At 58.1% G+C, this 17,273-nt stretch carries 13 protein-coding genes; 9 read left to right on the top strand and 4 right to left on the bottom strand.

The window, feature by feature from the left end:
• The first annotated feature begins 88 nt into the window (after nucleotides 1-88).
• The 4 genes from BFQ04_RS29070 to BFQ04_RS27280 all read left to right on the top strand — a co-directional run bounded on the left by BFQ04_RS29070 (nucleotide 89) and on the right by BFQ04_RS27280 (nucleotide 3,963).
• A protein-coding gene (locus BFQ04_RS29070; RefSeq protein WP_139111911.1) for an IS5 family transposase occupies nucleotides 89-942 on the top strand; the annotation gives its coding sequence in 2 pieces (ribosomal slippage) (nucleotides 89-442 and nucleotides 445-942; 852 coding nt in all).
• Between the two features lie 145 nt (nucleotides 943-1,087).
• On the top strand, nucleotides 1,088-2,008 hold the full coding sequence (locus tag BFQ04_RS27270; RefSeq protein ID WP_065953436.1) for a LysR substrate-binding domain-containing protein: 921 nt from the start codon (nucleotides 1,088-1,090) through the stop codon (nucleotides 2,006-2,008).
• A 157-nt stretch (nucleotides 2,009-2,165) separates the two neighbouring features.
• Nucleotides 2,166-2,531, top strand: coding sequence for an MFS transporter (locus BFQ04_RS27275; protein ID WP_065953437.1), 366 nt, complete (start codon nucleotides 2,166-2,168; stop codon nucleotides 2,529-2,531).
• A 238-nt stretch (nucleotides 2,532-2,769) separates the two neighbouring features.
• Nucleotides 2,770-3,963 carry an MFS transporter gene (locus BFQ04_RS27280; RefSeq protein WP_065953438.1) on the top strand — a complete coding sequence of 398 codons (1,194 nt, stop codon included), beginning with the start codon at nucleotides 2,770-2,772 and terminating at the stop codon, nucleotides 3,961-3,963.
• Nucleotides 3,964-4,400: 437 nt separating this feature from the next.
• On the opposite strand, the gene BFQ04_RS27285 is transcribed toward BFQ04_RS27280, so the two are convergent.
• Nucleotides 4,401-5,669 (bottom strand): tyrosine-type recombinase/integrase, encoded by a 1,269-nt coding sequence (locus BFQ04_RS27285; RefSeq protein ID WP_065953439.1) that lies wholly within the window; start codon nucleotides 5,667-5,669, stop codon nucleotides 4,401-4,403.
• A 153-nt stretch (nucleotides 5,670-5,822) separates the two neighbouring features.
• Nucleotides 5,823-6,737, bottom strand: a complete 915-nt coding sequence (locus tag BFQ04_RS27290; protein WP_065953440.1) for a LysR family transcriptional regulator — start codon at nucleotides 6,735-6,737, stop codon at nucleotides 5,823-5,825.
• Nucleotides 6,738-7,006: 269 nt separating this feature from the next.
• On the opposite strand from BFQ04_RS27290, the gene BFQ04_RS27295 reads away from it, so the two are divergent.
• From BFQ04_RS27295 to pgm, 4 genes are all read left to right on the top strand, one after another.
• Complete coding sequence (locus BFQ04_RS27295; RefSeq protein WP_065953441.1) at nucleotides 7,007-8,029, top strand: zinc-dependent alcohol dehydrogenase family protein; 1,023 nt, start codon at nucleotides 7,007-7,009, stop codon at nucleotides 8,027-8,029.
• A 702-nt stretch (nucleotides 8,030-8,731) separates the two neighbouring features.
• Complete coding sequence (locus BFQ04_RS27300; RefSeq protein ID WP_083218077.1) at nucleotides 8,732-10,156, top strand: hypothetical protein; 1,425 nt, start codon at nucleotides 8,732-8,734, stop codon at nucleotides 10,154-10,156.
• Nucleotides 10,157-10,190: 34 nt separating this feature from the next.
• Nucleotides 10,191-11,594, top strand: a complete 1,404-nt coding sequence (locus BFQ04_RS27305; protein ID WP_065953442.1) for an aminotransferase-like domain-containing protein — start codon at nucleotides 10,191-10,193, stop codon at nucleotides 11,592-11,594.
• A gap of 107 nt (nucleotides 11,595-11,701) precedes the next feature.
• Nucleotides 11,702-13,345 (top strand): phosphoglucomutase (alpha-D-glucose-1,6-bisphosphate-dependent), encoded by a 1,644-nt coding sequence (gene pgm / locus BFQ04_RS27310; RefSeq protein WP_065953443.1) that lies wholly within the window; start codon nucleotides 11,702-11,704, stop codon nucleotides 13,343-13,345.
• Nucleotides 13,346-13,478: 133 nt separating this feature from the next.
• On the opposite strand, the gene BFQ04_RS27315 is transcribed toward pgm, so the two are convergent.
• Nucleotides 13,479-14,174: a pirin family protein gene (locus tag BFQ04_RS27315; RefSeq protein WP_065953444.1), complete on the bottom strand. Its 696-nt coding sequence runs from the start codon at nucleotides 14,172-14,174 to the stop codon at nucleotides 13,479-13,481.
• 217 nt (nucleotides 14,175-14,391) lie between these two features.
• Here BFQ04_RS27315 and BFQ04_RS27320 point away from each other — a divergent pair, with 217 nt between their 5' ends.
• Entirely contained in the window at nucleotides 14,392-16,839 is a 2,448-nt protein-coding gene (locus BFQ04_RS27320; RefSeq protein WP_065953445.1) for a UvrD-helicase domain-containing protein, read from the top strand.
• Nucleotides 16,840-16,961: 122 nt separating this feature from the next.
• Here the strand turns inward: BFQ04_RS27320 and BFQ04_RS27325 are convergent, their stop codons facing one another.
• Nucleotides 16,962-17,234: a DUF1652 domain-containing protein gene (locus BFQ04_RS27325; protein WP_065953446.1), complete on the bottom strand. Its 273-nt coding sequence runs from the start codon at nucleotides 17,232-17,234 to the stop codon at nucleotides 16,962-16,964.
• Nucleotides 17,235-17,273: the final 39 nt, after the last annotated feature.

A 17,273-nucleotide genomic window follows, 5' to 3' on the forward strand; every position in this document is an offset into this window, starting at 1 on the left:
CTAGGCTCTGTACGAAATCCTTTGAAACCTCCTTGCTGACGTAATCCGGTAAAGTCCGCTGCCATCAAAGGCTGGAGCCTCGATTACGATGGCAAAACGGTACGAAATCCCCAATGCGGCGTGGGAGCTGGTCGCGGATATCTTCACGGAGTACCGGCGTACTGGCCGGCCCAGAACCGATGACCGCCTGATGCTCAATGGTGTGTTGTGGGTGCTCTGCTCTGGCGCGGCCTGGCGGGACATGCCCGAGCGTTTTGGCCCATGGTCAACGGTCTATCAGCGGTTCAGGGACTGGCGTAACCAGGGCACGTTCGATCAGATGCTCAAGCGCCTTCATCTCAAACTGAACGAGAAGGGCATGATCGATCTGAAGACTTGGATGATCGACTCCACCGCAGTGCGAGCAACCCGAGCCTCTTCAGGTGCCGGGAAAAGGGGGGGCCTGAAGAACCGCAAGACCACGCGCTCGGCCGCAGCCGGGGCGGCCTGACGACCAAGATTCACATGCTGTGCGATTCCAACGGAATACCGCTGCGTTTTCTGTTGTCGGGCGGTAATGCCAGCGACATCACCTATGCACAGCCCCTGCTGGATGGCGCATCTGTACCCAGCCTGCGCGGGCGTCCTCGCAAACGCTGCCAATGGTTATTGGCCGACAAGGGGTATGACGCCGAGGCTTTACGCAAATACTGCGACCGTTACCGGATGCGCTCGGTGATCCCGTTACGCGACATGAAACGCAAGCCCAAGCCCGGTTTGCCGAGGCTTTTTGATCGTCCCAAGTACCGACAGCGCAACATCATTGAGCGCATGTTTGGCTGGTTGAAGGAGAACCGTCGCATCGTGACCCGCTTCGACAAGCTGGCGAGAAGTTATGCGGCTATGGTCTCGCTGGCTTGTTCCATGCGGTGTTTGCGACAGTACTTTTCGTACAAAGCCTAGGGTTAGTAGGTCTTGGCAGAGAGCAAATTTGTGTGTGAGGATGACCGAGTTTTTTTGTTTTAGATTTCGGTTCAAGCCCAAGACTACTCAGTCCCCAGCGGCCGAGATACACGCTTAAACCTTATACGGAGCATGCATAAATCTTATGGGCGGTCAGAGAAAAACTTTCCCTGCCATGAAGGCGCTGGTGGCGTTTGAGGCCGCAGTCAGACTCGGGTCAATGACCGCAGCAGCCAGGGAAATAGGCACCACTCAGCCGGCTATCTCACAGCAAATCAGAAGCCTTGAGGAAATGGTGGGAGGAGCCTTGCTTGATCGCTCGGGCAATCACTTGCGGCCAACGGCCAGTGGAAAGCGCTTCTACGAAGACCTATCGCCCCTGCTTTCCAACTTAGACTCTGCGTTGGAAAGAGTCCAAGCAGGCCTTTCTAACCATGTCCCATTGATTACAATTTCTGCGAATTTTGGTTTTTCCCATCTTTGGCTATTACCTAGGCTGCATCTTCTACAGCGCGAATTTCCTGGTTTACGATTTCAAATTCTTCCTATGGATTCGCACGACACATCCAATTTGCATGACGTAGATTTGGCCATCAGCTTCGATCAACGCGATGTGAAAATGGAAAGCGAAATCATGCTCGCGCCGGAGAAGGTTTTTCCAGTATGCAGCCCGGCTTTTGCGCAGCAGCACGGTTTGTGGACTGACGTAACACTGAGCGACTTGAGGTCGCTGGCGTTGCTTCACATGGATGAACGCAATCCAAGGTGGTTGGATTGGGCGAGATGGTCTGCCCTTGCTGGGTTTGGTTCAATTGATGAAAAAACCAGTTTCACCTTTAACAATTATCCATTGCTTTTGAACGCTGCCATTCAAGGAAAAGGCCTCACGCTCGCTTGGGGGGCACTTGTGGATCAGGCGATCCAGGATGGTCTATTGGTGCGGTTAGGGCCGACAGTAATTCGCGATGACCACGGTTACCTCCTGCGCACTCGGCATCGTAACAACTCACTGATCACCCCTGTAATTGAGTGGTTTAGATCGTCTATGGCCCATGCGAACTCCTGATTTTTATGGGCTTCGTCGCTTACAGATACCTAAATGAGCGCAGTGCTAGGCCTACGTAAGGTGCCGGATGTAGTGGTCATGTTAGCCCTGTACGGCGTTTCGGACATTGTTGGCAACTTGCTCCTGCTCCAAGCGGGTTCCTGATCAACTGGATGGCATGTTCAAGACGCTGTTGTTAGTGCTGGCTGTCAGCCTCGCTACGATCTCGCTCTTGGGCGAATCAGTATGGTTGGTACCTTTGGTAGTGGCCGCCATCGGCTGCTGTCATGCAGGTGCCAGCCTGTTGACAGGCGTTGACGTGCTGCGAAGGGCAGGGGCTAATGCTCAGTTCATCGGCTCCGTAAACGTCAGCGCGATCAACCTTGGGATCATGATTGGTACTTCGGCTGGAGGGCTGTTGATCGATCACGTTGGCCTTCAGTACGTCGGGTTCTTAGCCGCCGGCTTCGTCATTTGTGCATGGGTCACCAGGATGTGCTTGAGCGCGGAGCCAGTTACCACTGAGGATCTCGCGGCCGAATGACTCAGTGCTTCATCTGCTTCCGATTCTGCTGGCAGTAGTGCTCAAGAGCACCGGGTATGCCGGCGCTTCCACTGAGTCAGCCCCGGCGCCGTGGATGCATGGGGGAGCCATAGGTTGAAATGTTGCTCACGGGTTTGTTACCCTGCCAGCAGACATTGCGCTTTGGCGCTCTGCGTAAGCGTTAACGTCAACCAACGCACACACGGGATTAACTCGTCCCCAGTTGTGCGTGGTACTCATGACAAGTTCATCTTCGGCCGTTCGTGCCGGAAATTCTCTATTCGCCTCATCCCTGCTAATTGGCATTTTGCTAATCGCCGCGAATTTGCGGGCACCGATTACCTCGCTGGGGCCAGTTCTTGACCAAATGCAGCAGTATTTTTCCTTGAGTGGCGCTGCTGCCGGTCTTCTGAACGCTCTGCCTTTGCTGATGTTCGCTTCTGCCTCGCCGCTGGCTCCTTGGCTGACGCGACGTTTTGGATTGGAGCAGGCGTTATTTGGTGCGCTGTGCCTTATCGCAATCGGCTGCATCACCCGTTCCAGTGGTACTTACACTGGCCTATGGTTAGGAACGTTGCTCATTGGTGGAGGCATTGCCACCGCAAATGTGCTGGTTGTTCCATTGGTCAAGAGAGACTTCCCAAGTCACGCAGCTCTGTGCGTAGGGTTATATGCCGCAACCATGGCCCTGATGGCTGCACTGGCCAGCGGCCTTTCAGCTCCGTTGTCGGTGCTTACCGGCTATACATGGAAGATTTCCCTTGGGGTTTGGTTTGTCCTTGCCCTTGTAGCCATCGCATGTTGGTTGCCGCACTTGAAGCGCGCTCGTGGCCGGGCTCCTGCTGCACCACCTGCTGCAAGTAAATCAGTGTGGGGAAGCGCCATCGCCTGGCAGGTGTCGATGTTCATGGCACTGCAGACGGTTACGTTCTACACCTTGATTGACTGGTATCCTGCCATGGCGAGTTCGGTCGGGATTGGTGCCTCGGAATCGGGTGTTCATCTCTTTGCCTATCAAGCCATTGCTGTCGTCGCCAACCTATCTACTTCCATTGCCATCAAGCGCCTCAAAGATCAGCGTCTGCTTGGGTTCTTATGCTCGCTGGCGATCACCGTTGGCATGGCGGGTCTGGTCTGGGCACCTGCCTTGTCTTTGATCTGGTTATTGTTCGCCGGGGTGGGGGCAGGGATGTCGATGGTCACGTGCCTGACATTATTCGGTCTACGGGTTCGTGATCACCACCAGGCGAGCTCGTTGTCGGCCATGGCCCAATGTGTAGGCTATGGCTTAGGATCGGTGGGGCCGTTCCTGGCCGGTTGGCTACACGGTATTTTCGGCACCTGGCAGGTATCACTGTGGTTGCTGTTATCTGCGGCGTGCCTGCAGATTGTCTTTGCGGTATTGGCCGGTCGTAACCGATTTATTGAATAAACCAATCCGGACGGCGCAGGGAGAACGGTTCAAGGCTCTCCCAGTGCCGCGGGGCTGTTCATGGCATTCCCGTTCTTACTCCCTTGAGATCTGTGCTCCTTCACATCCATCAAACCCGGCTAGAAGGAGATGTTTGAAATGTGTTCAGACGACGTTATTTGCAGCGCAGAGTGATGAGTACACAATTCAGTCCATCCGCGATAGATTAATTTTTTTAAATTGCCGACTTTTCAAACCGTTAGAAGATGAGTCATGATCCCGTCCGCTGCCCCACATCAGGTAGCGTGCATGCTTGAAACCTGTTTACCCCGTGGGCTTTCTGAATGACATCCATTCCCTGTTTTTAGGAAACATCGAAATCTCTTAGATTTAAGTGGATACGCATGGCCAGATGCCAATCTTGTTCTCGCTCAAGTCTGCTGATTTTTCAAATATCATCAATCTGTCATTACTCGCGCCGCGTTTTGACGCAACTGATCTAGGTAGTTCGCCCAATGTTGGGCAGCCTCTCGGCGTTGCGCCAGCAATTGAGCTCGTGCATACACTGCCCCGAGCGCACCTGGCATTCGATGTGATAAAGACAGTTCAAGCACGATAGGATCAATACCCAAATGCTCGTGCGCAATAGTCCTATAGGTCGCGCGAAAGCCGTGGGCGGTGATGTTGTACTCCGGCCAGACACGCTGAAAAGACTTGAGCATGGAGGTAGGGTTTATGGGACGTCCCGGATAGATCGGCGAGACGAACACCCAGCCTTTGCCTTCTTCATCCACCACGCGGGTTTTATGTAGCTCGCGCAACAGGGCCAGGGCTTGCTCGGGCAGCGGCACGATGTGTTTGCTCTTGTCCAGATGCTTGGTCTTACTCACCACATAACGCCAATCGGCGGCCACCAAGTCGACATCTTCCCAGCGCATCTGCACCAGTTCGCCCGGGCGAACCGGCAACATGACCAGCAACCGCATTGCTGCAGCTACACTGCCGTGGTTGCAGTCATCCAGACGCAGGAGAAACCGGCCTAGGTCGGCCGGCCTTTCGATCGCTGGGTTGCTGGTCACGACATGGCGGATCTTCAACTCTTCAATGTTGCTAAGCGCCACATTGCGTTCCACCCATCCGCGCCCCTCGGCAAAGCCCAGGACGGCACGGATGATGGTACGCACGCGCCGGGCCATGGCCATGGTGCGCCGGCGGCGCAACTCAGTGATGATCGTAGTGATGTGCTCTAACTTGATCTCGCTGATCGGTTTTTTGCCAATGGCAGGCAAGATGTGGTTGTTAAGCGCTCCGGTAAATCCCGAGATGGATTTTGTCACCAATTCGGCAGACTTGAATGCCAACCATTGCTCGGCCACGTAAGCGAAGGTGCGCTCTTCATTGAGCAACTGTGCCTCGATCTTGGCGGTCTTGGCCTTAAGCGGAGCGGTGTGGTTAGCCACGTCGCGGCGTGCGCCGCGGGCAATGTCGCGCGCCTCCTTGAGGCTAATGTCGGGGTAAGCGCCGATGGAGAAGCGGTTTTCCTTCCCATGCAGCCGATACTTCAATCGCCAAACCTTGGAAGGGGATTTGCCGGCCTTACTCGACGCCCTCACCTCCAAGTAGAGGCCAGGAATTTCGCCATCGGCGTGTTTGCCAGGTTCGGTCAGTGAGCGGATCAAGGCATCGCTGAGTTTTCGTTTGAAAACAACCGCATTATCTGGGGGCATCGGTGGGGGCATCCTTTTTAAGGAACCGAAATTTGCCCCCAATTATGCCCCCATGAGTCGTGGAATCCATTGGATTTAGACAGACGGCTATGGACTTAAATAACCAATAACTTGTTGTTATTAAACGATTTTATGGAATTTAGTGGAATTCCATTACAGGCTATCGGGGTCCCCAAAAAACATCTGAATCCGCGACCTCAACCACCGTTCCCCCGGATCATTATCCTGCGACCCGCGCCAGGCCATATGCAGCTCGAACGAGCGCACCGGCAGCGGCGGGTCTTCGGCGCGCAGGCCACCCGCCGAGGTCAGGGCGTCGGCGGCGTAATCGGGCACGGTGGCGAGGATATCGGTGCCTGCCAGTAACGTCCCCAGCCCGTTGAACTGGGGGACGGCCAGCACCACGTGGCGTTTGCGCCCGAGTTTTTCCAGTTCTTCATCGATAAACCCGCTCAGGTCGCCGGCGAACGACACCAGGGCATGCGGCCTTGCGCAGAAGTCGTCCAGGCTCAATGAGCCGGGTACGCTGTCGGCGCGCAGCAGTTTCGGCAGGCTGCGGCGCAGTACCTTGCGCTTGGCGTTGGCCGGCAGTTCGGCGGTATAGCTGACGCCGATGGAAATCTCACCTGAAGCGAGCAGGCCGGGCATCAGGATGTAGTTGACGCGACGCACCACCAGCACGATGCCGGGCGCTTCGGCGCGCAGGCGCTTGAGCAGTTGTGGCAGCAGGGCGAATTCCACGTCGTCGGACAGGCCGATGCGGAAGACTGCGGTGCTGGTGGCCGGGTCGAACTCGGCGGCGCGGCTGACGGCGGTGGAGATCGAGTCCAGCGCCGGGGAGAGCAGGGCGAAGATTTCCACGGCGCGGGCCGTCGGCTCCATGCTGCGCCCGGTGCGTACGAACAGTGGGTCGTCAAACAGCCCGCGCAGGCGTGACAAGGCCGCACTGATGGCCGGCTGGCCGAGAAACAGTTTCTCGGCGGCGCGGGTCACGCTGCGCTCATGCATCAAGGTTTCGAATACGATCAAGAGGTTAAGGTCGACACGACGCAGGTCGTTACGGTTCATCTTGTGTCCTGGAAGAGTCAGCGAACTTGACGAGAGTGGCCATATCAAGAACCTCCAGGGTTCCACTCTGAAGCATGACCGGCATGAATCTTACGGGTAAAGGCTGGTACTCTGCACCGGATAATTGAGTTTTCCTACGTTAGCTGAGGTCTATTCCTCACATGCGGAATCAATGACAGACATGTCGACTATTAATGGCGACCTGTGGTCTTACCCGTAAAGCCCAGATAGAGTTCATGGCATTAGAGGTTACTTTGACGAGGTTTGCGATGTCCCGCACGATTCGTTTTCACAAGTTTGGTCCGGCCGAGGTGCTCAAATGCGAAGAGCATGCAGCCGCGCAGCCCGCACCGGGCGAAGTGCAGGTGCGTGTCGACGCGATTGGTATCAGCTGGTACGACATTCTGTGGCGCCAGAACCTGGCGTCGTCCCATGCACGTCTGCCGTCGGGCCTTGGTCATGAAATGGCGGGTGTGGTGGTCGCGTTGGGCGACGGCGTGGACGACTTGGCGGTGGGCGACAAGGTCGCCAGTTTCCCCGCCGAAAGCCCTAACGATTACCCGGTGTATGGCGAGCAGATCGTCCTGCCGCGGTCGGCCCTGACCCGTTACCCGGATGTCTTGAGCCCCATTGAAGCCAGCGTGCATTACACGCCGCTGTTGATTGCCTATTTTGCTTATATGGACCTGGCACGGGTCAAACCCGGGCAGTTCGCCCTGGTGACCGATGCCAGTCACTGCGCCGGGCCTTCGTTTGTGCAGTTGGGCAAAGCCTTGGGTGTACGCGTGATTGCCGCGACCAAAGACAGCGACGAGCGCGAGTACCTGCTGTCCCTTGGGGCGGAAAAAGTGATCGTCACCGAAGAGCAGGACCTGCTCATGCAAATCAACAAAATCACTGGTGATCGTGGCGTCGATGTGGTGTTCGATGGCCTCGGCGGGCCACAGATGTCGTTGCTCGGTGATGTGCTGGCGCCACGCGGCAGCCTGGTGTTGTATGGCCTGCAAGGCGGTAACCAGACGCCATTCCCCGCCTGTGCGGCGTTCCAGAAGAATATTCAGTTTTTTGTGCATTGCATCGGCAACTTCACTGGTAAGCCGGAGCTGGGCATCATTCAGGACCAGGTGGCGTTGCAGCGTGCCTTGCGTGATATCAATCAACTGACTGCCGACCGGGTACTGGTACCGCTGAAAACCACGGTGTTTCCGTTCAGCCAGTTCGTCGAAGCCCATCGCTACATGGACGAATGCCCGTGCCGCGAGCGGGTTGCGTTGCAGGTTGAAGCTGTTTGAGCTGTAGGAGTATTCGCAAATGAATGCTCAAGCGTCTGCGCGGATACGGCAGATGCGCCATTTGTCAGGGCTTAACCCGCGCCAGGGTTGAGCCGCTCCGAGGGCGTTGCGCCCCCGTAAACAATACCTTTGGCCCTTACGCCGCCCTGAAATCCAGCGCGGCGCTGTCGTGTGGGCGTTACTGAAGTTCACACCGCGGATCATCTGAACTGCTTTCCTGCGTTGTTCTGTATCTATTAATCATTGTTTGAGCGCCGATAATTGTGGCTTCACCATCATCTCAAGGATTGAGCAATGATTAGCTATTGCACATTACTGTCCCGCATCAGCGAACTAACCAAGCGATACCCTGGCTGCCGAAGAGCACTCAGAACATCCGACCTTGTTGCCAGAAGCAGGATTAAGTGGGTGATTTAATATTTGTCAGAAGTTTCGCTAGTTTATTAGTTAAATCGCTGTAGGAAGTTGTCGGAATATTCCTAGGATGTGCGACCTGGCCACACAGGGCCTTGGACTTTCGCGTCTGCGCGCAGGTTTGGTTGTACACGGCTCAGGTGCCTGCCCGGTGATTTTGTTGCCAGGTGCTAGTGTTTAATCATCTTTGTGCCCTCCAGGGGAAGACAAGCCTACAGATGTAATGGGTCAAGCAACGACATTAAAAATTTGCTTTGAAACTGATATTTCAACTCAGGTAGTAGAACGATGAGCGCAATTCACGAACAAGCCATGAACTATGTTTACCAGCAAGTTCTGCAACGTTTGATGGGGCACTTCACGCGCGCCGAAAGGACTGCACTCCAATTGTTGATCCAGCGAATAGTGGTGGCAGCAGGCGGCATGGAACAAGTGGCTAACTACAAAGTGTTGATCGCCCACGGCGGCGGCGAGGTCAGCAGTTACACCCTGGCGCTGCTGCGGGCGGCGCAGTTGAGCATCGCTGGCCGTGCGCCCAAGACTTTTCACCTGCGGGTAGCGACGCTGCGGCATGCCGGGATGACACAGGCAACGCTTGACGGTCTGAATGAGGGCTACAGCGCACTGTTTTTCCACGATGATCCTCGCGTGGAGCTGTTGATGGTGGAAAACCAGGAGGTGCAACCTTTCCATCATCAGCGGCCCGCATCCAGCGCTGGCCGTGAGGTCAGCCAGCGCAATATGCTGATGATCGGGCACCTGACGTCCGGGGATGTCCGCGCGACGCTGTGCGACGATACTTACCTGGCCCTGGGGGATTTCTACCAGCGCGTCAGCACGTGGAACGGCGGCGTGCACGCCGTAGTCAGTGGTGACTCGCCGCGCAAGCAAAGCCAATACCTGGCCTGGCTCAAGCGCGCGGCACTGGGCGCGGGCGTCACTGTACCGCCGCGTAGGCCCGCGTCGCTCAATATTCTGTTCGCGCGCATGCAGGAGTGGAGCACCGGTTGCTACCGCGACCTCTATGGCGAGCAATTCGTGGAGGTCGACAGCCCTGGCCGTGGCGGGCATCGCCATTTGGCCCATATCGGGGTGGCCGATCTGCTCGACGAGGTCGATATCGCCTCGGCACCGCTGCTTATCGAGTTCCTGGCCCACAAGTCGGACCCGTTCGACTTTCACTTCAGCCATCCTGACTATCCCAACCCGCTGCTCATGGCACACCTGCATGGGCTGCAGGCCCAGTGCCTGCGGGAGTTGTCGTACGAGGAGGGCGTTGAAGCGTTTGTGCATCAGGCAAGGGATGCGATGGGCCGCCGACAAATCCCGCAGAGCCTGATCGACGAGATGAGCAGTCACGATGGGCGCGTGTTGTCGACGACCTACGCCAGGGAGTTCTTTGGCCTGGACCAGGGCCAACTGACTTGCCTGTTGTTCTCCCCCTTCATTCATCACGGCGAGCGCCTGGAGGGTTACCTGCGTCAATGCCACCCCGGCATGCTGGTGGGGCTTCCCGAATTGCATAAGGCGTTGCAGGGCAAGCCCGCTGCAGACATGCTGCAGCAATGGCTGATTGACACCAGTGGCTTGCCATTGCCTCTTCTGCAGCACTTGTACCGCAAGCGGCCGCTACAGGCGGGCCGTAGCGCCCAGGCACGCAAACGCCGCGGAGCGCGGGTGCAGGCGCAGATTGCGCAGTTGTCGGGACGTTAAGCGTGCCGGTACGTGCAAGCCCGGGTGGACGCTCATGAAGCTGCGAGGAGAGCGGCAAGCTGATTTTGCCTATCAGGCGGTGTACCGCTACATGATCAACCTGATCAACGAAGTCAGCCTTGAAACACCGGTAAAGTTGCCTTCCCTGCGGCAACTGTCGACCCGGTTGAAAGTGTCGATCTCGACGATTCAGTACGCTTACTCGATATTGGAGAAAGAGGGGCGGATCTACTCCGTGGCCAAGTCAGGCTACTTTGCCTGGCCGGTGGCCGCCAACGCGCAAATGACGACCGATGCCGACTTGCTTGAGCGCCTGTATGCGGCAACGCGGCGGCCAGCCATGGTGGTGCTCAGCGGCGATGAACCGGCGCTGCTGGGCTCATTGGATGGCGCATTGCTGATGCTGGAGCGCCAACTGATCCGCCGTTACCCGCACCACCTGCAAACTCGCTGGCAACCCTCTGGCGTCTGGGAGCTGCGCGCGGCGCTGGCGGCAAGGTATACCTCGTCGCCCACGCGTTGCTGGCAGGCGGATGAGGTGTATATCGGAGCCGACTTGCGCGGTGTCCTGGAGATCCTGATTGACGCCCTGAGCCTCAAGGACACGGTAGTGGTTGTCGAGTCACCCTGCGATTATCGGGTCTTGCGCCTGTTGCAGGGCGCGGGCGTACGGGTCATCGAATTGTCTTGGCAGGCCGATGGCCACTTCGATTTGACTGCCTTTGAACACCTGCTGCGCCACGAGCCGGTGCATCTGGTGCTGCTGTCGTCGGGGGTGAGCATGCCGTCAGGCAGCGTGTTGTCGCTGCAGGAGCGGTTGCAGGTGGCGCACCTGCTGGATCGCTACGGTTGCTGGCTGTTGGAAAATGACACCTTCGGCGAACTGAGCTTCGTACCGTCCCCAACGGCCCTGCGCGATCTGGTCAGTCCCGAGCGATTGATGGTGTTTTCGTCACTCGAAAAGATCCTCGGTCCGGAAGCACCGTTTGGTTTTGTACTGTCGCGGCAACTGAGCAGCCAATTGCAGCGCCAGTTTTTGTTGCGCGCATTCCGTGTGTCGTCGATCCGCCAGCGGGCCATTGCCCGCTTGTACGAAAGCGGGCGGTTTGACCAGCACTTGCAGACGTTACGCCAACGGCTAGGCGAACAAGCGCAGGCCATGAGTCATCGTCTGGATGTGCGTCTGGAGGGCCGGGTGAGCTACCGAATGCCGGGCGCCGGCGCCAGTTTCTGGTTGCAGTCGACGGCGGCGGTGGATATGCATCAGGTGTTCCAGCGCATGGTGACGCAACAGGTGGTGATCGCCCCCGGTGAGCTGTTCAGCCTCTGCGGCCTGCATCACCAGCATATGCGCCTGAGTCATGCATTCAGCGGTCATCCGAACCTGGACATCGTCCTGGACACGTTGGCCGGGGCGCTGCAGCAGGCACAGGTCTAACAGGTGTGAAATTTCTACATCAGTTGTGGGATCGATACCGTCGCGCAGTAGTCCAAGTCCCCGTAAACTGTCATTTTTCCGAATACTCATTTTTCCGAGGTTTATGCATGACTATCAGTCCTTTTGCGGGCAAGCCGGCACCAGCCCAGTTGCTGGTGGATATCCCGCGACTGGTCACGGCCTACTACACCGGCCAGCCTGATGCAGCGATCTCCACCCAACGCGTGGCGTTCGGTACCTCCGGTCATCGTGGCAGTTCGTTCGAGCTGAGCTTCAACGAATGGCATGTGCTTGCGATCAGTCAGGCTATCTGCCTGTACCGCGAGGCCCAGGGCATCGACGGCCCGCTGTTTGTCGGCCTGGACACCCACGCACTGTCGACGCCGGCCGGCGCCAGTGCGTTGGAAGTGCTCGCCGCGAACGGCGTGCACGTCATGCTCGCCGAGGGCGACGAATACACGCCGACACCGGCGATTTCTCACGCCATCATCTGCTACAACCGTGGCCGCACCAGCGGCCTGGCCGACGGTATCGTGATCACGCCGTCCCACAACCCGCCGCAGAGTGGTGGCTACAAGTACAACCCGCCTAACGGTGGCCCGGCCGACACCCATGTCACCAAGTGGATCGAAGCCAAGGCCAACGAACTGCTGGCCAACAAGCTCGCCGGGGTCAAGCGCATCACTCATGCCCAGGCGCTCAAGGCCGATACCACCCACCGCCATGATTACCTCAACAGCTACGTGGCCGACCTGGTCAACGTGATCGACATGGATGCCATCCGCAGCGCCGGTTTGCGCCTGGGCGTCGATCCGCTGGGCGGAGCAGGGGTGCGTTACTGGTCGGCGATTGCCGAACACTACCGGCTGAACCTGGACGTGGTGAACACCGAAGTCGACGCGACCTTCCGCTTCATGAGTGTCGACTGGGACGGCCAGATCCGCATGGACCCGTCTTCCAGCTACGCCATGCAAGGCCTGATCGGTCTCAAGGAGCGCTTCGATGTGGCGTTTGCCTGCGACCCTGACCATGACCGTCACGGCATCGTGACCCCGTCCGGCGGGTTGTTGGCGCCGAATAACTACCTGGCGGTGTCCATCGACTACTTGTTCCAGAATCGCCCCGAGTGGCGCGCCGATGCGGCCGTGGGCAAAACCGTGGTCAGCAGCGGCCTGATCGATCGAGTGGCCGCGCGTATCGGCCGTCGTTTGTACGAAGTGCCGGTGGGCTTCAAGTGGTTTGCCGATGGCTTGTTTGAGGGTTCGCTGGGGTTCGGTGGCGAAGAAAGCGCCGGGGCCTCGTTCCTGCGCAAGGACGGTACCGTCTGGAGCACCGACAAGGACGGCCTGATCCCGGCCCTGCTCGCCGCGGAAATGACCTCGCGCAAGGGCCAGGACCCAAGCCAGCTCTATCGCGGCCTGACCGACGCTCTCGGTGAGCCGTTTGCCATCCGCGTCGATGCCAAGGCCACGCCAGCGCAAAAGGCCTTGCTGGGCAAACTGTCGCCGCAGCAGGTCACGTCCACGCAATTGGCCGGGGAGAGCATCCAGCAGGTCCTCAGCCATGCGCCAGGCAACAACCAGGCCATCGGCGGCTTGAAAGTCATGACCGAAAACGGCTGGTTCGCCGCACGTCCATCGGGCACCGAGGACATCTACAAGATCTACGCCGAGAGCTTTATCGGCGAAGATCACCTCAAGCAGCTGGTGCAAGAGGCCCAAGTGCTGGTAGACGGAGCCATCTCGGAGTAACTGACACCCCAGAGATCGAAATGTGAGAGGGGGCTTGCCCCCGATTGCGCTGTATCAGTCGATGTATTCGATGCTGATCCACCGTCATCGGGGGCAAGCCCCCTCCCACATTAGATGCCAGCGTGGCTTGAGGTCAGGCTAAGTCGACCAGCACAATCTCACTGTCTTCAATCGCCGTCACCCGCAACACCTGCTCATCGGCAACCGCCACACCGTCTCGAGCGTGCGCACGCAAGCCATTGACTTCAATCGTCCCGGTTGCCGGCACCAGGTACGCTCGGCGCCCGCTGTCCAGACTGTACTCGGCAGTTTCACCGGCCTTCAGATTAGCCGCCACCAAGCGTGCATCGGCGCGAATGCGCAGGCTTTGCGTGTCTCCGACCTTGCCGCTGGCCAGGGTCACGAAACCTTCGCGAACACCCTGCGGAAACGGCTTGGCGCCCCAGGACGGTGGCAATCCGGCCTCATTCGGAATGATCCAGATCTGGAAAATCTTGGTCGGCGTGGCTTCCAGGTTGTACTCGCTGTGGGCAATCCCGGTGCCGGCGCTCATCACCTGTACGTCGCCCGCTTCTGTGCGGCCCTTGTTGCCAAGGTTATCCGCATGACTGATGGCGCCTTCGCGTACGTAGGTGATGATTTCCATGTCGCGGTGCGGGTGCTGCGGGAAGCCGGTGCCCGGCGCAATGATGTCGTCATTCCACACCCGCAGGTTGCCCCAGTGCATGCGCTCGGGGTCATGGTATTCGGCAAACGAGAAATGATGATGGGCGTCGAGCCAGCCATGGTGGGCGCCGCCCAGGGTGTTGAAGGGTCGAAGTTCAAGCATGATCGTCTCCTGTTGATGACCCTATGTTCCACCAGCGCATGATCGATAAAAAGCGTAAAAACTGCCTTATTCCTATCGACTGATTCGATGTTAATTAAGGGCAATAACTTTCACTTCATCGCCTAACTGCATGACACCAAAGCATTTGGCTGGAACTCGGCGTCAATTCCGGCGACCATGGCGCACTGTCAAAACCCAGCTCATCGCAGGAGTTCGCGTGCCGCCCCCACAGCCTGATCTGCCCCCTGAATTGCGCCCGCCGGCGGAAATGCCGCTGTTGAAACGGCTTGCCGCGCGTCTGTTCGGACACGGCCTCACGCGTTTGCGCGCTCAACACCGTTTCTCCTGGTTACACGGTCAAGCCGACGGTTTTCGCAGCGGGCATGAAGCCGGTGTGGAGTATGGCTACCGCGAGGGCAAGGCGGACGGTTTGGAAGAGGGCCGGCAAGTCCTGCTGATACGTGATTTTCGGTCCGATGAGCCTCGTGCTCCGGGCATTGATGACAACTTGTTCGATGACTGGCGATTGCCCCTGACCGCCGACATCAAAAAGCGCATCAAGGCCGACGTTGCACGTTTGCTGCCGGCTCACGCCCAGCCGAGCGCCGCGCAGTGGAAGATGATCTTCAGCGACACGCCCTCGACCTCAGTGATTGCAGGCGCTGGCGCAGGCAAGTCGACTTCCCTGGTGCTGCGCATCCTTCTGCTCACCCATTACCTGGGCTTCGAGTTGAGTTCGATGACCGTGGTGACGTTCACCCGCGAATCGCGCAAGGACTTCATCCACAAGCTCATGCAGATTCTCAGCCTGTGGGGCCAACCCCTTGGCCAAAAAGAGGCCCAGGCGGTGGTGCGCACCTTTCACTCATGCATCCTGCCGATGGTGCGCAGCCTGCCGGGCTTTGAGCGACTGCAGGCGTTCGAGAACCTCAGCGCCGGCGTCGAGGACGCCGACAGCAATCCGTTCGACCTGCGCATCAACGACGCCCAGCGCCAACAGATGAACGCCTGCTATCACCGCTTGCACGGCAGCCACGCGCGTTTTCGTGAGTTGATCGCGCCGTTGGCGCGCCATGGTCTGCAACTCAAGGAGCTGGAGTGCGATCACCCGGATGTACAAAAGCGCATGGCGGTGACGGAACTGGCGGCCAGGCGTGATGAAGAACTCTGCGACGTCATCGAGGATCTGTGGTTTCGCGCCGGCGCCTGGCCGATCAAGGGTATCGAGCCGAGCCGGCAGACGTTCGATATCAATGGGGCGAAATTTCATTGCCATGGCTATATCCCCGAGCTGGACGCGTGGGTGGTGCTGGGCTTTGATTCGCGGGAAAGCCCTCAGATCAGCCGGCCCAATTCAAAGCTGTCAGTGCGCGCAGAGTGGGCGGTAAAGCGCACCTTGTTTCAAGCTTTTTGTCGCAAGCCTTTGATATGGCTCGATAACTATGAGTCTTCAAAAAGATTGTTAAGCAGTCTGGCGGGCGATGCCACGGCCGGGCCAGGGTTTGATTACAAGGTCAAGGGTGAGCTTGCTTCAGCGCCGCTGTTGGACAGCTTTGTGATGGCCGCCGGCTTTATCGAAAACCTCGGGTTGGATGTGCCCAGCGCCGTGGGCCGCATGAGCTTCGCCAAAGACGACCCGGACCGCTTGTTCTTCGAGGCCCTGGGCATTTTCTGGAAGGCCCTGGAAGATCACTTGCTCGATCAATCGCCGCCGATCATGACGTATAACCGCATGTTTTCGTTGTTTGGCGAAAATACCCCGGAAAACCTCAAGCTGCTCAGCGACCCATTGCTGCGGCCGATGTCGCACCTGATGATCGATGAGTTCCAGGACGTATCGCCGCAGATTGTCTCGTGGATCCGTGCCAGCCTGCGCGAAATCCGCAGCCGTGGCCCTGCCATGCATGTCGGGCGCGGGGCGCAGCGTTCATCGCTACTGTGCGTGGGGGACGACTGGCAGTCGATCTACGGCTGGCGCGGCAGTTCACCCAAGTACTTCATGGAATTCAACCAAGAATTTGCATCGCCGAGTACCACACGGGTAATGCTGGCTGAGAATTACCGCAGCCATCAGCACATCATCGATGCTGCCGAGCACATCGTACGCAGTGCGCCGGCCATTCCCGGCAAAAAGGCCAAGGCCAGTGGCGAGCCCAAGCCGCTGGTGCCCGTGACAGTGCAGGAGCGCGACGACGCTGCACTGGCGCGGCAGCTGCTCGAGCATTATCAGCAGGGCGATACGATCTTGATGCTATATCGAAAAAGCAGCGATAAGTTATTGATACAAGAGCATATTCAGGCCGTAGTTAATCTTGATTCGAGCTTGCCGCCTCAGGCGCGCAAGCTCAAACAGCTGACCTATCACAGCGCCAAGGGCCTGCAGGCGGACGCGGTGTTTCTATTGGGGGACTGCCAGCACCTCACCAGTTCGCCTTACAAGAACCAGGTCTACCGTATGGCGGGTCTGGGCAAGGATGGCGACAACGAGGCGTATGACAACGCACAAAAAGACGAAGTGCTGCGCCTGGCCTACGTCGGCATCACGCGAGCGGTCAGCCACTGTTATTGGTACGTGGAAAAGCCCGAAGGCCAGGCGGTGAATGTGCCAAGGGCATCGGAGCGGGTGGACGGCAGGAAAGCATTCTTCGACGATCAACGCGGTTGATCGGCCTCAATGCGATCTGAATGTGGGAGGGGGCTTGCCCCCGATTGCGCTCTGTCATTCAACCTTGCAGTGACTGACCCAGCGCCTCCCACCGTTGGATCTCACCGGTCTGCGGCAATCGATCAGGCCCGCAGCGACAGAGGCGGCACAAAACTCTCAAGCTCATCCTCCACCGCCTCGATGATGCGCTCCACATCGGCGGCGTTCATTACAGTGGCGCAGGGAATGCCAGCGATAGCGATCAGTGTCTCGCCGCTGGTCCGATCAAACAGGCGGGCCACCATGCTGCCGGGGGCGTCCATGCTCCCCTCGAAGCCCATCGGATGAAAGTGCCAGCGCATCAGCTGGCACGCGTTGGGGAATGTCACTTTGTTCATAGTGCCCACCTTGTTCATTGAGCGCTTCCTTTAGCTCGCGGCAGGAGCCAGGACCTT

The sequence above is a fragment of the Pseudomonas sp. 37 R 15 genome (assembly GCF_900004865.1).
GTDB lineage: Bacteria > Pseudomonadota > Gammaproteobacteria > Pseudomonadales > Pseudomonadaceae > Aquipseudomonas > Aquipseudomonas fluorescens_AM.

Bases quoted from the DNA above. Each gene is read 5' to 3' on its own strand.
- BFQ04_RS27315 (WP_065953444.1), bottom strand. From the start codon at position 14,174: ATGCTTGAACTTCGACCCTTCAACACCCTGGGCGGCGCCCACCATGGC.
- BFQ04_RS27305 (WP_065953442.1), top strand. From the start codon at position 10,191: ATGAAGCTGCGAGGAGAGCGGCAAGCTGATTTTGCCTATCAGGCGGTG.
- pgm (WP_065953443.1), top strand. From the start codon at position 11,702: ATGACTATCAGTCCTTTTGCGGGCAAGCCGGCACCAGCCCAGTTGCTG.
- BFQ04_RS27275 (WP_065953437.1), top strand. From the start codon at position 2,166: ATGTTCAAGACGCTGTTGTTAGTGCTGGCTGTCAGCCTCGCTACGATC.
- BFQ04_RS27290 (WP_065953440.1), bottom strand. From the start codon at position 6,737: ATGAACCGTAACGACCTGCGTCGTGTCGACCTTAACCTCTTGATCGTA.
- BFQ04_RS27270 (WP_065953436.1), top strand. From the start codon at position 1,088: ATGGGCGGTCAGAGAAAAACTTTCCCTGCCATGAAGGCGCTGGTGGCG.
- BFQ04_RS27325 (WP_065953446.1), bottom strand. From the start codon at position 17,234: ATGAACAAGGTGGGCACTATGAACAAAGTGACATTCCCCAACGCGTGC.
- BFQ04_RS27280 (WP_065953438.1), top strand. From the start codon at position 2,770: ATGACAAGTTCATCTTCGGCCGTTCGTGCCGGAAATTCTCTATTCGCC.
- BFQ04_RS27295 (WP_065953441.1), top strand. From the start codon at position 7,007: ATGTCCCGCACGATTCGTTTTCACAAGTTTGGTCCGGCCGAGGTGCTC.
- BFQ04_RS27300 (WP_083218077.1), top strand. From the start codon at position 8,732: ATGAGCGCAATTCACGAACAAGCCATGAACTATGTTTACCAGCAAGTT.
- BFQ04_RS27285 (WP_065953439.1), bottom strand. From the start codon at position 5,669: ATGCCCCCAGATAATGCGGTTGTTTTCAAACGAAAACTCAGCGATGCC.